Annotated in this window: 14 protein-coding genes; 3 read left to right on the top strand and 11 right to left on the bottom strand. The window is 69.1% G+C overall.

The features are described from left to right. Positions 1-6: 6 nt before the first annotated feature. The 9 genes from LBN7_RS07395 to LBN7_RS07435 form a co-directional block, all read right to left on the bottom strand. A complete protein-coding gene (locus tag LBN7_RS07395) occupies positions 7-516 on the bottom strand; it encodes a flavin reductase family protein (protein ID WP_116635980.1) in 510 nt (169 codons plus the stop codon). Then, complete coding sequence (locus LBN7_RS07400; protein ID WP_407361396.1) at positions 513-1,877, bottom strand: FAD-dependent oxidoreductase; 1,365 nt, start codon at positions 1,875-1,877, stop codon at positions 513-515. Before LBN7_RS07400 ends, LBN7_RS07395 begins: the two co-directional genes overlap by 4 nt. Then, positions 1,874-2,200, bottom strand: a complete 327-nt coding sequence (fdxA, locus tag LBN7_RS07405; protein ID WP_341946566.1) for a ferredoxin — start codon at positions 2,198-2,200, stop codon at positions 1,874-1,876. The genes LBN7_RS07400 and fdxA overlap by 4 nt, the downstream gene beginning before the upstream one ends. Positions 2,201-2,271: 71 nt before the next feature. Continuing rightward, positions 2,272-4,518 carry a glycoside hydrolase family 3 N-terminal domain-containing protein gene (locus LBN7_RS07410; protein WP_407361397.1) on the bottom strand — a complete coding sequence of 749 codons (2,247 nt, stop codon included), beginning with the start codon at positions 4,516-4,518 and terminating at the stop codon, positions 2,272-2,274. Continuing rightward, positions 4,518-5,621: an ABC transporter permease gene (locus LBN7_RS07415; RefSeq protein WP_407361398.1), complete on the bottom strand. Its 1,104-nt coding sequence runs from the start codon at positions 5,619-5,621 to the stop codon at positions 4,518-4,520. The genes LBN7_RS07410 and LBN7_RS07415 overlap by 1 nt, the downstream gene beginning before the upstream one ends. A 1-nt stretch (position 5,622) precedes the next feature. After that, the gene (locus tag LBN7_RS07420) at positions 5,623-6,711 is read right to left on the bottom strand and encodes an ABC transporter permease (RefSeq protein WP_116635984.1); all 1,089 of its coding nucleotides are present in this window, start codon (positions 6,709-6,711) and stop codon (positions 5,623-5,625) included. After that, positions 6,708-7,514, bottom strand: coding sequence for an ABC transporter ATP-binding protein (locus LBN7_RS07425; protein WP_407361399.1), 807 nt, complete (start codon positions 7,512-7,514; stop codon positions 6,708-6,710). Before LBN7_RS07425 ends, LBN7_RS07420 begins: the two co-directional genes overlap by 4 nt. Next, entirely contained in the window at positions 7,511-8,335 is an 825-nt protein-coding gene (locus tag LBN7_RS07430; RefSeq protein WP_407361400.1) for an ABC transporter ATP-binding protein, read from the bottom strand. Before LBN7_RS07430 ends, LBN7_RS07425 begins: the two co-directional genes overlap by 4 nt. 114 nt (positions 8,336-8,449) lie before the next feature. Next, on the bottom strand, positions 8,450-10,114 hold the full coding sequence (locus LBN7_RS07435; RefSeq protein WP_407361401.1) for an ABC transporter substrate-binding protein: 1,665 nt from the start codon (positions 10,112-10,114) through the stop codon (positions 8,450-8,452). A 126-nt stretch (positions 10,115-10,240) separates the two neighbouring features. On the opposite strand from LBN7_RS07435, the gene LBN7_RS07440 reads away from it, so the two are divergent. Then, positions 10,241-10,882, top strand: a complete 642-nt coding sequence (locus LBN7_RS07440; protein ID WP_341946570.1) for a TetR/AcrR family transcriptional regulator — start codon at positions 10,241-10,243, stop codon at positions 10,880-10,882. Between the two features lie 58 nt (positions 10,883-10,940). On the opposite strand, the gene LBN7_RS07445 is transcribed toward LBN7_RS07440, so the two are convergent. Continuing rightward, positions 10,941-11,414 (bottom strand): SRPBCC family protein, encoded by a 474-nt coding sequence (locus tag LBN7_RS07445; protein WP_407361402.1) that lies wholly within the window; start codon positions 11,412-11,414, stop codon positions 10,941-10,943. Then, positions 11,404-11,733: a metalloregulator ArsR/SmtB family transcription factor gene (locus LBN7_RS07450; protein ID WP_341946572.1), complete on the bottom strand. Its 330-nt coding sequence runs from the start codon at positions 11,731-11,733 to the stop codon at positions 11,404-11,406. The genes LBN7_RS07445 and LBN7_RS07450 overlap by 11 nt, the downstream gene beginning before the upstream one ends. An 87-nt stretch (positions 11,734-11,820) precedes the next feature. On the opposite strand from LBN7_RS07450, the gene LBN7_RS07455 reads away from it, so the two are divergent. Both LBN7_RS07455 and LBN7_RS07460 read left to right on the top strand, forming a co-directional pair. Then, positions 11,821-13,035, top strand: a complete 1,215-nt coding sequence (locus LBN7_RS07455) for an amidohydrolase (RefSeq protein ID WP_407361403.1) — start codon at positions 11,821-11,823, stop codon at positions 13,033-13,035. 6 nt (positions 13,036-13,041) lie between these two features. Then, positions 13,042-14,022, top strand: coding sequence for a carbohydrate kinase family protein (locus tag LBN7_RS07460; RefSeq protein ID WP_407361404.1), 981 nt, complete (start codon positions 13,042-13,044; stop codon positions 14,020-14,022). The last annotated feature ends 8 nt before the right edge of the window (positions 14,023-14,030 follow it).

The raw sequence follows: 14,030 nt of genomic DNA on the forward strand, positions 1-14,030 counted from the left end.
TTCCTTTCAGAGGTGGGTGTCGTGCGGCAGCGGATGGAAGCGGCGGTCGAGGTAGACGAGCGGCCGCCCGGCGGTTCCGGGAAGCACCTCGAGCACCTCGGCGATGACCACGGTCGACGAGCCGACCGGGACGGTCTGGATGGGGCGGCAGCGCAGCGCGACGCGGGCTCCGGCGAGGTGCGGCTCACCGGTCGGGAGCGTCGCCCATCCCTGCTCCGTCGTGAAGCGCTCGGAGCCGCTGACCGCGAACGTCTGCGCGAGAGCGGAGTGCTCGTCGTCGATGAGGTGCACGACGAAGGAGTCGGCTGCGAGGATCGCGCCGGCGGAGCCGGTCGCCCGGGTCACCGAGAAGACGATCGCGGCGGGGTCGACGGCCACCGAGGCGACGCTCGACGCCGTGAGCCCGACCGGCCCCGCCGGGGTGCTCGCCGTGATGATCGCCACACCCGCGGGATGTGTGCGGAAGGCCGCCTTGAGCCCGTCGCCGACCGGCGTGGGCACGGGTGCCGTGCTCATCGAGCGACCTCCATCCGCTGCCCCTGCCCGGCGTGCGCGAGCATCTCCGAGCGATCGACGATCTTGGTGCGCTCGCGTCCTCGTTCGGCTCCGGCACCGCGCTCCGCGGCGTCGATCCGCAGCCAGCCGTCGAGATCGACGGCGCGCGCGAGGTGAGCGATCGGGTCGTCGTCGCGGTCCTCGCGTGCGACGTCGGCGACCGCGAGATCGTCCACGAGGTGGGAGACCGTCTGCGCGGCATCCGATTTGGTCGAGCCGATGAGACCGACCGGACCCCGCTTGATCCAGCCGGTGGCGTAGAGCCGCGGAACGGGTGACCCGTCGACATCCACGACGCGGCCCTCGACATGCGGCACGACGCCCGGATCTGCGGCGAACGGCACCCCGGGAACCGGCGACGACCGATATCCCACAGCACGGTAGACGGCCCCGACGTCGTAGCGCAGCAGCTTCCCGGTGCCGACCAAGCGGCCCAGCTCGTCGGATGCCGTGCGCTCCATCTCGATCCCGGTGACCCGGTCGCTGCCGAGCAGCCGGACCGGACGCTGCCGCAGATGCAGGTGGATGCGGCGTGAGCCGGTGCGGCTCGCGGGATCGAGCGCGGCCCACTCGGTCAGGGTGCGCACGATGATGCGACGCTGCGTGAACTGCGCCATCATCCGCTCGGCGTGCGCGTCGAGCGCGAGCTCATCGGGGTCGACGATCACATCGACGTCCTCCTGATCGGCGAGCTCGCGCAGCTCCATCGCGGAGAAGCGCACGTCGGCGGGACCGCGTCGGGCGAAGAGGTGGACGTCGCGCAACGGGCTCGCAGCGAGCCCGTCGAGCACCGCGTCCGGGGTATCGGTGCGCATCAGCGCCGATGCGGGCTTGGCGAGGATCCTCGTCACATCGAGCGCGACATTGCCGGCGCCGAGCACGGCGACCGACTCGGCCGTGAGCGGCCAGATGCGCGTCGTGTCCGGGTGGCCGTCATACCAGGCGACGAACTCCGCGGCACCGAACGATCCCGGCAGGTCGATGCCGGGGATGTCGAGGGCGACGTCGAGGTCGGCGCCCGTCGCGATGATCACACCGTCGTAGGCTGCGCGGAGTGCGTCGACGGTGACGTCGACACCGATCTCGACGTTGCACCGCAGCCGGATCCGGGGGTTCACGAGCACGTCGTGCAGCGCATCGGTGATCCTGCGGATGCGCGGGTGGTCGGGGGCGACGCCGTACCGGACCAGGCCGTACGGTGCGGGGAGCTTCTCGAAGAGGTCGATCGAGGCGTGCGGCACGCGCCCGAGCAGGATGTCGGCGGCGTAGATGCCCGCGGGTCCCGCCCCGACGATGGCGATGCGCGGTTCGGTGATGGTCATGCGTGCGCCTCCTGGGGTGGGAGGACGGCGACGACGGGGTGGTCGAACGACAGCATCCCCGTCTTGGCGGCGCCTCCCGGCGATCCGATCTCGTCGAAGAACTCGACGTTGGCCTTGTAGTAGTCCTGCCATTCGCCGGGCAGGTCGTCCTCGTAGTAGATCGCCTCGACCGGGCACACCGGCTCGCAGGCACCGCAGTCGACGCACTCGTCCGGATGGATGTACAGCGAACGTTCACCCTCGTAGATGCAGTCGACGGGGCACTCGTCGATGCAGGCCTTGTCCTTCACATCGACGCACGGCAGGGCGATGACATAGGTCATCGGGTGGTCTTCGTCCGGGTCACAGTGCCACCGTAAAACCTCAACTGCACTTGAGGTCAAATCGGCGCGACTCAGGCCACCTCGAACCCGGCGGTCAGCAGCACCTCGTCCCGCGACGACGGTCCCACCAGCAGCTCGAACGCCCCCGGCTCGACGACGCGGATGCCGGCGGCATCCACGATCGTGCAGTCGGCGACCGGCAGCTCCAGCCGCACCCGCACCGACTCGCCCGGCTCGATGTCGACCTGGCGGTAGGTCTTGAGCTCCTTGTCGGTCCAGGTCACGCTGGTCACGGCATCCCGCACGTACACCTGCACGGTCTCGCGCACCGGACGCTCCCCCGTGTTCGTCACGGTGATGTGCCCGACGATCGTGTCGTCCACCGCCAGCGCTGGCGACTCGAGCGCGAGGTCGGAGTACTCGACCGTCGTGTACGACCGCCCTTCCCCGAACGCCCACGCGGGCGACTGGGTGAGGTCGGCGTAGCGGTCGCCGTGCTGGCCGCGGATCTGGTTGTAGTAGGTCGGCTGCTGGCCCACATGCCGCGCGAACGAGATCGGCAGGCGTCCCGAGGGCTCGACGGCTCCGGAGATGATCTCGGCGAGCGCGCGCCCGCCCTGCATCCCCGGGTTCGCCGCCCAGATCACGGCGGCCGCCTGCTGCACGGATGCCGGCAGCACGAGCGGCTTCGACGCGAGAAGCACCACGACCACGGGCTTGCCCGTCGCGATCACCGCGTCGAGCAGGGCGTTCTGCCCGCCGATGAGCTCGAGCGTCGCGGTCGATCGCCCTTCGCCGACGAGCTCGATGCGGTCGCCCACGACGGCGACGACCACATCGGAGGCGGATGCCGCCGCGACGGCCTCAGCGATCAGAGCCTCATCCGGCGCGCACGGCTTCACCACCGGCGGTCGCGGCTGGTGGTCCGGGAAGAACGCGCCCTGCGGGTCCTCCTCCAGGGTGAGGATGTCGGCGCCGCGGGCGTAGGAGACGTTCCAGCCGTCGATGCCCTCCAGTCCGTCGCGGACGGTCGTGATCATGTCGCGCGGCTGCCCGTCGAGCCAGCCGGCCTGTCCCGACCCTCCCGCCCAGTCGCCGAGCTGCGTCTGCGCGTCGTCGGCGAGCGGGCCGACGACCGCGACCCGGAGCGAAGCGGTGGCGTCGAGCGGCAGCACGCCGTCGTTCTCGAGCAGCACGATCGAGCGGCGGGCCGTCTCGAGATTCAGCTCCGCGTGCGCAGCGCTGCCGACGACGGCATCCAGCTCCGCTCCCGGGAGCCGCGGGTCCTCGAAGAGCCCCAGCTCGAACTTCAGCGTGAGGATCCGCGCGGCCGCGGCGTCGAAGGCGTCCTCCGCGAGAAGCCCCTGCGCCACGGCATCCAGAGCACCCTCGAAGAATCCGGGTGTCGTCATGATCATGTCGTTCCCGGCCCGCACCGCCGCCGCGGCGGCGTGCGCGATGTCGGGCTGGATGCGCTGCTCCCAGACCATGCGCCCGACGTTGTCCCAGTCGGTGATGAGCGTCCCCGTGTAGCCCCACTCGCCGCGCAGCACATCGCTGAGCAGCCACTCGTTGGTCGTGATCGGCACCCCGTCCATGGTCTGGTACCCGAGCATGAACGACCGGCAGCCCTCACGGGCGACCCGCTCGAACGGCGGGAGGAACCAGGACCGGAGCTTCCGTCGGGAGATGTCCGCCTCGCTCGCGTCCCGCCCGCCCTGCGTCTCGGAGTAGCCGGCGAAGTGCTTGGCCGTCGCGAGGATCGCGGTGGGATCGTCGAGACCGTCGCCCTGATAGCCGCGCACCATGGCACTGGCGAGCTCGCCGATGAGGAACGGGTCCTCGCCGAAGGTCTCGCTCACCCGCCCCCAGCGCAGATCGCGCGAGATGCAGAGCACCGGCGAGAACGTCCAGTGGATGCCGGTGACGGCGACCTCCTCCGCCGTGGCGCGGGCGACGCGCTCGAGCAGACCGGCATCCCACGACGCCGCCATGCCGAGCTGCGTGGGATAGATCGTCGCACCGGGCCAGAACGAGTGGCCGTGGATGCAGTCCTCGGCGACGAGCAGCGGGATCCGCAGGCGGGTCTCGGCCGTCAGCTCGTTCGCCCGCAGGATGCGCTCCGGCGAGGTGTGCAGGATGGACCCTGCCTGTCGGCGCAGGATGTGGTCGTCGAGATCGTCGCGCGCGTCGAGCTGCAGCATCTGCCCGATCTTCTCCTCCAGCGTCATCCGGTCGAGGAGATCGGCGACGCGCTCGGGGATCGGCAGTGCGGGGTCGCGGTACGGGAGGGTGGTCGTCAGCGTGGGAGAGGTCATCACTTCGTGTTCTGTGTCTTCGTCGTGTTCGTCGTGTTCGGAGACGACGCGGTCTTCGGGGAGGTCGGGATGCTGCGCACGGCGGTGACCGCGTCGTTCACGTTCAGGCCCTTCTTCTTCATGGCCCTGGCCCGCTCGCCTGCCGAGCGCAGGCGCGGGTTGACGTACTCGTCGATCCCGAAGTTGATGAGCGAGAGCGCGACGCCGATGATGGCGATGCAGAGACCTGCGGGAACGTACCACCACCACAGCCGGGGGAACGCGCCGTTCTGCTGGGCCCAGAACAGGATCGTGCCCCAGTTCAGGTTGCTCACCGGGATCACGCCGATGAAGGCGAGCGTGGTGAGGCCCAGGATCGCAGCGGTCACGGTTCCGACGAAGCTCGACGCGATGAGCGCCATGAGGTTCGGCAGCATCTCGACCGTGATGATGCGGCGCAGGGGCTCGCCGTTCGCGCGCGCCGCCTGGATGAAGTCGCGATTGCGCAGCGACATCGTCTGCGCGCGCAGCACTCTCGCGCCCCACGCCCATCCGGTCAGGCCGAGGACGGCGGCGATCACGATCAGCGGCGGGTTCTCGAACTGCGACGCGATGATGATGATCAGCGGGATGCCGGGGATCACCAGGAACACGTTGGTCAGCGCCGAGAGAGACTCGCTCTTCCAGCCGCGCACGTAGCCGGAGATGACCCCGATCGTGATCGCGATGATCGTGGCGATGGCGGCGGAGAGGAAGCCGACGACGATCACGCCGCGGGTGCCGAAGATGATCTGGCTGAGCACGTCCTCGCCCATGTGGGTGGTGCCGAGCCAGTGCTCGAACGACGGCGGCTGCCGCAGCGCCGAGCGGTCCTTCTCGGTCGCGCCGTAGGGGGCGATCCAGTCGGCGAGGATCGCGACGAGGACGAACACGCCGAGGATGATGAGCCCGGCGATCGACTTGCGGTTGCGGAACATCGCGAACGCCTGCGCGAGCTGCGAGCGGAAGGTGCGCTGCTCCGGAGGGACGGATGCCGGCGCACGCAGGGTCGCCGTCTCCGGCATCCCCGAGACGACCGGCGATCCGTCGGGGGCGGTGGTTCCGGCGGTGGTGGGAACGGTCATCTCAGGCCTCCGTCTGACGAGTGCGCGGGTCGAGGTAGGCGTACACGACATCGGCGAGGATGTTCGCGACGAGCACCGAGAGCGTGATCACGAGGAACACGCCCTGCATGAGCGCATAGTCCTTGGCGTTGGTGGCGTCGAGCAGCAGCTTGCCGACACCGGGGTAGCTGAAGACCATCTCCATCACGATCGTGCCGCCGACGATGAAGCCGATCGAGAGGGCGAAGCTCTGGATCTGCGGCAGCACGGCGTTGCGGGCGGCGTAGGCCCACAGCACGCGGCGGTTCGGCATGCCCTTCGCCTGCGCGACGGTGATGTAGTCCTCGTCGAGCACGGTCAGCATCATGTTGCGCATGCCGAGCATCCATCCGCCCAGCGAGGCGATGATGATGGTCAGCGCCGGGAGGGTTCCGTGCATGATCACCTGGCCGATGAAGTCGAGGCTCCACTCCGGCGACTGTCCCTTGTCGTAGGCGTGCGAGGAGGGGAACCACTTCAGCGTCGAGGAGAAGATCGCGATCGCGATGAGGCCGAGCCAGAAGTACGGGATGGTGTTGAAGAACGTGGTGATGGGGATCAGCGCGTCGAGCCTGCTGCCGCGCCGCCAGCCGACGATCGCACCGCCGATCGTGCCGATCGCGAACGAGATGATCGTGGCGAGTCCGACCAGGCCGAGCGTCCAGGGCAGCGCCGCCGACAGCACCTCGCCGACCGGGCGCAGACCGTGCAGGGTCGAGATGCCCAGATCGCCGCGGAACAGCATGCCCCAGTACTCGAGGTACTGCTGCCAGATCGACTTGTCGGTGTCGATGCCGAGCAGGATGCGGAGCGAGTCGGCGGCCTCCGGGCTCACGTTGCGGTTGCGCGCGAGGTACGAGCTCACCGCGTCGCCCTTCATGAAGCGCGGCAGGAAGAAGTTGATCGTGAGCGCGGCCCAGAGGGTGAAGAGGTAGAAGACGGCGCGCCCGGCGAAGAACCGCCAGGGCACCGGTCGGCGGGTGCGCTCGGCGGTCGTCGCCGTCGTGCCGACCTCGAGGGCGTCCTTCGCGACGAGATCGTTGTCGTCGAGCTGGGGGAATGCCGTGCTCACAGTGCACCTCCGGTCGATGCGGCCGGGGCGAAGTGCTTCTCCGGGTCGGGGGATGCCGCGCGCAGCTCGCGGGTGTACGGATTCTGGGGGTTGAGGATGACGTCGTCGGCGGTGCCGTACTCCACGACCCGCCCCTGATTGAGCACCATGATCTCGTCGCTGAAGTGCCGGGCGGTGGCGAGATCGTGGGTGATGTAGAGCACGCCGAGCCCCTCCTCGCGCTGCAGGTCGGCGAGCAGGGTCAGCACGCCGAGGCGGATGGAGACGTCGAGCATCGACACCGGCTCGTCGGCGACGAGCAGCGACGGGCGCGAGGCGAGCGCGCGGGCGATGGCGACGCGCTGGCGCTGGCCGCCGGAGAGCTCGTGCGGGCGGCGGTCGATCACGGCATCCGCATCGAGGCGCACCCGGGCGAGCAGACGACGGACCTCGGCGTCGGTGTCCTTCTTCGGCACGACGGCGTCGAGTCTGATGGGCCGCTCGAGGTGATAGCGGATCGAGTGGTACGGGTTGAGCGAGGCGAAGGGATCCTGGAAGACCATGCGCAGCTGCTGCCGGTAGCGCCGCAATCCCCTGCCACGACGCGGGATCGGCTGCCCGTCGAGCAGCACCTCGCCGCTGGTGGGCGTCTCGAGCTGCGTGAGGATCTTCGCGATGGTCGACTTGCCGCTGCCGGACTGGCCGACGAGGCCGATCGTCCGCCCCGAGGTCAGCGTGAAGCTGACGTCGTCGAGCGCCTTGATGCGTCCGGCACCGCGGACGTTGTAGCTCTTCGTGACGCCGCGGAACTCGAGCGTGGTCATCGGACCAGCACCCCTCTCTCCCCGGTCAGCCGGGGGAACGACGACAGCAGGGTCCTCGTGTACTCGTGCTGCGGTCGCAGCCAGATCTCCTCGGCGCTCGCGAGCTCGATGATGCGCCCCTCGCGCATGATCGCGATCCGGTCGCTGATCTCGAGGAGCAGGGGAAGGTCGTGGGTGATGAAGATCACCGAGAAGCCGAACTCGTGACGCAGCTGGGAGATCTGCTTGATGATCTCGCGCTGCACCAGCACATCGAGCGCGGTGGTCGGCTCGTCCATCACCATGAGCTGGGGCCGCAGCGCGAGGGCCATGGCGATCATCACGCGCTGGCGCATGCCGCCGGAGAGCTCGTGCGGGAACGACCTCATGCGCTGTCGTCCGACCTTCACGATCTCGAGCAGCTCCTCGGCCTCGGCCCGGCGCTGGCGGCGGTTCATCCCCGGGCGATGGATCTCGAAGACGTCCTCGAGCTGGGAGCCGATCGTGTCGACCGGGTTGAGGGCGTTCATCGCCCCCTGGAACACCATCGAGACCTTGTCCCAGCGGAAACGCTGCATCGCGTCGACGTCGAGGGCGTTGATGTCGACGTCGTCGCCGGCGACATCGTGGAAGATGACGTCTCCGCCGGTGATGACGGCCGGCGCGCGCAGCAGGCGCTGCACGCCGTACGCGAGCGTGGTCTTGCCGCATCCGCTCTCGCCGGCGAGTCCGAGGATCTCGCCGCGCTGCAGTTCGAGGGTGACATCGGTCACCGCCTCGACCGGAGGATCGACGTCGTACACGACCGAGAAGTCGCGCACGGAGAGGAGGGGGTCTGACATGGGTGTGTGTCCTTCATCGATCAGAGGGGGAGGCGCCGACCCTTCGACAGGCTCAGGGACCCACTGCTGGGTGGCTGAGCCTGTCGAAGCCGCCGACGCTCCCCGTCGGATGCGTTACTCGGCGGGCTTCAGCTTCGTGAGGATCTGCACGATGTTCTGCTGCGTCGGGTCGGCCGACGCGTACGGGTCCTCCTCCGACGGCCAGCCCACGTAGTTCCGCGTGTTGAACTCGCCGAGCAGCGGGTGCGCACCCAGCGGGATCGCCGGAACCTGCTCGACGAAGATCTTCTGCATGGTGTCGAGGGCCGCTGTGCGCTCCTCATCGGATGCCGCGTTCGCGTAGGTGTTCAGCGCCTCCGTCGCGGCCGGGTCCTCGAAGCGTCCGAAGTTGAAGCCGGCGATGCCGTCGGGCGAGATCCAGCGCGGGTCCATCGTCGAGGTGTACAGACCGTAGGCGGTGCCGCTGTCCTCGAGCCAGTGGATGATCGCCGAGAACGAGCCGTCATCGCGCGGGCCCTGCCAGCCGCCCCAGTCGGGCATGTCGATCTTCACCTCGGCGCCGATGGACTCGGAGACGTCTTCGGCGATCAGCTCCTGCGCGGTGTTCCAGTCGCTCCATCCGGACGGAACCGAGAGCGTGAACGAGACGGGCGTGCCGTCGGGATCGATGAGCGCGTCGCCGCTCCACGTGTAGCCGGCTGCTTCGAGCACGCCGCGGGCCTTCTCGGCATCCACCGAGTAGTCCTTGCCCTGGAACTCGGGCTGGATCTCGTCCTCGAGGATCGAGGAGAGTCCGGTGACCGACCAGACCGGCTCGCTCGCACCCTCGCGGGCGATGTCGACGTAGGCGTCGCGGTCGATCACCCAGGCGAGGGCCTGACGGAACGCGGGGTCATCGAACGGCTTCTGGTGCAGGTTCATGAAGAGCGTCGCGGATCCGGTCGTCGGCGCGGCCCAGAACTTGTTGTGCTCGGGGTCGGCGGAGAGGAACTGCTCCTCGATCTGCGGGATGAACGCCTGCGCCCAGTCGGCCTCGCCCTGGGCGAGCGCGGTGGTCAGCGCGGTGTTGTCGCCGTACGAGACGTAGTGCAGCTCGGGCACGGCCAGGTCGCCGCCCCAGTAGTCGTCGCGCGCCTCGAGGGTGACCGACTCGGTCGACCAGTTCGACAGCGCGTACGGGCCGGTGCCGACCAGGTCGTCGCCCTTGACGGGGTTCGTTGCCGGATCGTCGAGGTTCTCCCAGATGTGCTGGGGGACGATCGGCACGTGCAGCACGCGGGCCTGGTTGACGAACTTCGACTGGCCGAAGGTCAGGGTGACGGCGTCGCCCTCGACCGTCGCACCCTCGAACTGCAGGCCGGCGGTGTCGAGCGCCGGGGTGGAGACGAGCTCGTACGTGAAGACGATGTCGTCGGCGGTGAACGGCTCGCCATCGCTCCAGGTGACGTCCTTGCGCGGGACCACGGTGACCGCGGTGTAGTCGTCGTTCCATTCAATGCTCTCGGCCAGCCACGGGGTGACCTCGCGGTCGCCGGTCTGGTTGACGAGGCCGAGCGTCTCGAAGATGACCTTGCCGTAGCCGTACTTCGAGGCGGACGAGTCGCCGACGAACGGGTTGTTCGACTCGGTGGTGATCGCGCCGTCGGGCTTCGCGATGGTGAGGGAGGCCGAATCGCCGGAGCCGGCGTCGTCGTTTCCGCCGGCGGAGCAGCCCGCGAGGGCCGAGATTCCGAGGGCGGTGATCGCCGTGACGGCGATCAGGGATTTCCTGAGCTTCATTGCTTCTCCTTGGGCACGGTCGTTGTGCTGCGTGGGGGACATTCACTTACTGGCGAGAAAGTAAGTGATTGCGAGGTTACCCACTGGTAAGTTCATTGGCAAGTACGAGTCGGAGAGGAGCACCGGGTGGCAGACGAGAAGTCGCGAGTGCGTCCGTCGACCCTCGCGAAGCGTGAGCAGATCCTCACCGCAGCGGTCGAGATCTTCGGCAACAAGGGGTCGACGAACGGCACGCTGGCCGACGTGGCCGAGCAGGTCGGCCTCACCCACGCCGGCGTGCTCCACCACTTCGGCTCCAAGCAGAAGCTGCTGCTCGAAGTGCTCTCCTACCGCGACCAGGCGGATGTGGCGGCACTCGAGAAGAAGCACATCCCCGGCGGGCCCGAGCTCTTCCTGCACCTCGTGCGCACGGCCTTCGCCAACGAGAAGCGCCCGGGCATCGTGCAGGCGTACACCGTGCTCTCCTCCGAGTCCGTCACCGACGACCACCCCGGGCGGGAGTACTTCGAGGAGCGGTACACGACGCTGCGCCGCGAGGTGACGGCGGCGTTCCACGAGCTCTGCGCCCAGGAGGGCGTGGACGACCCGCAGAGCATCGCCGCGGCATCCGCCGGCATCCTGGCCGTCATGGACGGGCTGCAGCTGCAGTGGCTCCTGCACCCCGGCGTCATCGAACTCGGAGAGGCGAGCGAGTTCGCGATCCGCGCGATCGTGAACGGCGTCCTGCATCCGGGACCGGAGCTGGGGACCTACGCCCGCGAGGCGTGACACGTCCGCCCGCTCGACGCCTCAATCCCGGCGAGCAGGCGCGGCCGCGGTCCGGACGTTACGCGAGTTCGGCTCGATAGTGGGCGATCTTGGCTTCGTCGACTCCCGACCGTCCCCCGCCCGCCTCGCCGTCGAGCAGGGCCCGCAGATCATCGAGACACGTGTCCCAGCCGGCCGCCGTCCGCGGCACAGAGTCGGGGTCGATGATGGTGTTGCTCAGGCGCAGGATGCACCCGTCACCATCGGCTTCGACCGTCCAGCGCAGATGTTCGCCGGACCATTCGTAGGCGAGCGCATGCGGGGGATCGAACTCGCTCACGTGAGAGATCTCGGGAGCTTCGCCATCGAAGATGAAGGAGATGACGCCGCCTTCGCGCGGCTCGATCTCCACTCGACAGGGGAACCAGCGACTCGCCTCCTCCGAATCGATGAGCGATCTCCAGACGCGCTCGACCGAATGCGGCAGGTGCCGGGTGAGCAGCAGCACCGGCCGTCTCGGGTCGGTGCGGTCGACACTCGCTTCAGTGACCATGGTCGGTCCTTTCCGGGGTCTCATCCAGGTGGCGAGCGAGGGACTCGATCGCATCGGTCCACTTGCGCCGATACGGCGCCAGCCACTCTTCGATCGGCGCAAGCGCGCTCGGTTCGATCCGATACCGACGGGCCTTGCCCTCGGGGATGCCGTAGACGAGGTTTCCCTGCCGGAGGACGCCCAGATGCTTCGAGACGTTCGACTGCGAGAGCCCGGTCGCCTCGACGATGTCCCCCACGAGCAATCCGTCAGTCGCGGAGAGTTCGTCGAGGATCCGCCGCCGAGAGGGTTCGGCGACGAGGGCGAAGACATCGGTCATCACGATAGTATGACCCTTCATTCATATGACTGTCAAGTGATATGAATAGCGGATCCGTCGGCAGCACCCAGGGATAGGCTCGGGGCCATGACGATCGACCTCGAAGCGCTCTACATCGACCTGCACCAGCACCCCGAGCTCTCGTTCCAGGAGACGCGCACCGCCGGCATCGCCGCCGCCCACCTGCGCGAACTGGGCCTCGAGGTCGAAGAGGGCGTCGGAGTCACCGGAGTCGTCGGAATCCTTCAGAACGGTGACGGCCCGGTCGTGTGGGTGCGGGCGGACATGGATGCGCTGCCCGTCGAGGAGCAGACCGGGCGGGCATACGCGAGCACGGCGAAGGGCGTCGATCCCTCGGGCAACACCGTCCCGGTCATGCACGCGTGCGGGCACGACATGCACGTGACCGCGATGATCGGCGCGGTCGAGAAGCTGGTCGCCGAGCGGGCCGACTGGTCGGGCACGCTCGTGGTGCTGATCCAGCCGGCCGAGGAGTACGGCGCCGGCGCGCGGGCGATGCTCGACGACGGCCTCCTCGACCGCTACCCGAAGCCCGACATCGTGCTCGGACAGCACGTCACCCCGCTGCCCGCCGGGATCATCGGCGTGCGCAGCGGTACGCAGATGGCGGCATCCGACGGTCTCACGGTGGTCCTGCACGGCCGGGGCGGGCACGGCTCGCGCCCGCACTCCACGATCGATCCGGTGGTCATGGCCGCCGCGACCGTCATGCGACTGCAGACCATCGCCTCCCGCGAGATCGACCCGCAGGGCGTGGGCGTCGTGACGGTCGGCTCGATCCACGCCGGCCTGAAGAACAACATCATCCCGGCCGAGGCGACGCTCGAGCTGAGCCTGCGCTACCCGAACGAGCAGGCCCGCGAGAAGGTACTCGCGAGCGTCGAGCGCATCGTGCGCGCCGAGGCCCTCGCCTCCGGCGCGGAGCGCGAGCCCGAGATCCGCACGCTGCACACCCTGCCGGCCACCATCAACGACGACGATGCCACGGCGCGCGTGACCGCGGCCCTGCAGCGCGCACTGGGCGAGGAATCCGTCATCGATCCCGGCATGTTCACCGGCAGCGAGGACGTCTCGTGGTTCGCGCGGGACGCCGGTGTGCCGCTGGTCTTCTGGTTCTGGGGCGGCGTCGACCCCGCGCGCTTCGCCGAGGCCGTCGAGACCGGCCGACTGGACAAGGACATCCCGACCAACCACTCGCCGTTCTTCGCCCCGGAGATCCACCCGACCATCGAGGTCGGCGTGACCGCGCTGTCGTCGGCGGCCCGAGAATTCCTCGGCTAGCCGCACGTGACCGGGCACGAACCGAGAGGCCGTCTGGTCGTCGTCGGCGAGCTCTGCGTCGACCTGATCATCGAGGTGGATGACGAGATCCGCTTCGGGCAGCACGAGCAGATCGTTCCCCGCACGACGTTGACGATGGGCAGCTCGTCGGCGATCACGGCGTGCGGAGCCGCCGCCCTCGGCATCGACACCCGGCTGATCAGCGTGCGCGGTGACGACACGTTCGGGCGCTTCCTCGACACCGAGCTGCGCGAGCGCCGGGTCGACACCGCCGGCGTGCGCGTCGACGCCGCGCTCCCCACCGGCGCATCCACGCATCTCACGCGGCCGCACGGCGATCGCGCCATCCTCACATCGATGGGCTCGATCGGCACTGTCCGGGCCGCCGACGTCACGGCCGACGACCTCGCCTCCGCCGCGCACCTGCATGTGGGCAGCTACTTCCTCCAGCACGACCTGCACGCCGAGGCACCCGCGCTCTTCCGCGCCGCTCGGGCGGCCGGGGTGACCACGTCACTCGACGGCAACTTCGACCCGGACGAGCGGTGGGACTCCGGCATCCTCGACCTGATGCCGCACGTCGATGTCTTCTTCGGGAACGAGGAGGAATTGACCGGCATCACCCGAGCGGACGACATCGACGCGGCGATCGCCGAGCTCCTCGCGGTCATGCCGGAGAGCGCGGTCGTCGTCGCGAAGCTCGGTGCCGACGGCGCGGTCGCCGCCTGGCGCTCGGCCGAGGACATCGAGCGGATCCGCGCGAGCGTTCCGCCGCTCGACTCCGACCTCGTGGACACCGTCGGTGCAGGCGACACGCTCGCGGCCGGCTTCCTCACCGCCCGCCTGCTCGACATGCCGCTCGACGACGCGATCGCGTTCGCCGTCGCCTGCGGAACGGCGTCCACGCGGGGCCCCGGCGGCGTCGGCGCGCAGCCGGATCGCGCGACGGCCTTCGCGCTTGCGGCGCAGACCGCCGTCGTCCGCTGAGACAGGTG

The sequence above is a fragment of the Microbacterium sp. LBN7 genome (assembly GCF_045690345.1).
Taxonomy (GTDB): domain Bacteria; phylum Actinomycetota; class Actinomycetes; order Actinomycetales; family Microbacteriaceae; genus Microbacterium.

Coding starts and splice junctions, on each gene's coding strand:
- LBN7_RS07395 (WP_116635980.1), bottom strand. CDS start 516: ATGAGCACGGCACCCGTGCCCACGCCGGTCGGCGACGGGCTCAAGGCG.
- LBN7_RS07400 (WP_407361396.1), bottom strand. CDS start 1,877: ATGACCATCACCGAACCGCGCATCGCCATCGTCGGGGCGGGACCCGCG.
- fdxA (WP_341946566.1), bottom strand. CDS start 2,200: ATGACCTATGTCATCGCCCTGCCGTGCGTCGATGTGAAGGACAAGGCC.
- LBN7_RS07410 (WP_407361397.1), bottom strand. CDS start 4,518: ATGACCTCTCCCACGCTGACGACCACCCTCCCGTACCGCGACCCCGCA.
- LBN7_RS07415 (WP_407361398.1), bottom strand. CDS start 5,621: ATGACCGTTCCCACCACCGCCGGAACCACCGCCCCCGACGGATCGCCG.
- LBN7_RS07425 (WP_407361399.1), bottom strand. CDS start 7,514: ATGACCACGCTCGAGTTCCGCGGCGTCACGAAGAGCTACAACGTCCGC.
- LBN7_RS07430 (WP_407361400.1), bottom strand. CDS start 8,335: ATGTCAGACCCCCTCCTCTCCGTGCGCGACTTCTCGGTCGTGTACGAC.
- LBN7_RS07435 (WP_407361401.1), bottom strand. CDS start 10,114: ATGAAGCTCAGGAAATCCCTGATCGCCGTCACGGCGATCACCGCCCTC.
- LBN7_RS07445 (WP_407361402.1), bottom strand. CDS start 11,414: ATGGTCACTGAAGCGAGTGTCGACCGCACCGACCCGAGACGGCCGGTG.
- LBN7_RS07450 (WP_341946572.1), bottom strand. CDS start 11,733: ATGACCGATGTCTTCGCCCTCGTCGCCGAACCCTCTCGGCGGCGGATC.
- LBN7_RS07455 (WP_407361403.1), top strand. CDS start 11,821: ATGACGATCGACCTCGAAGCGCTCTACATCGACCTGCACCAGCACCCC.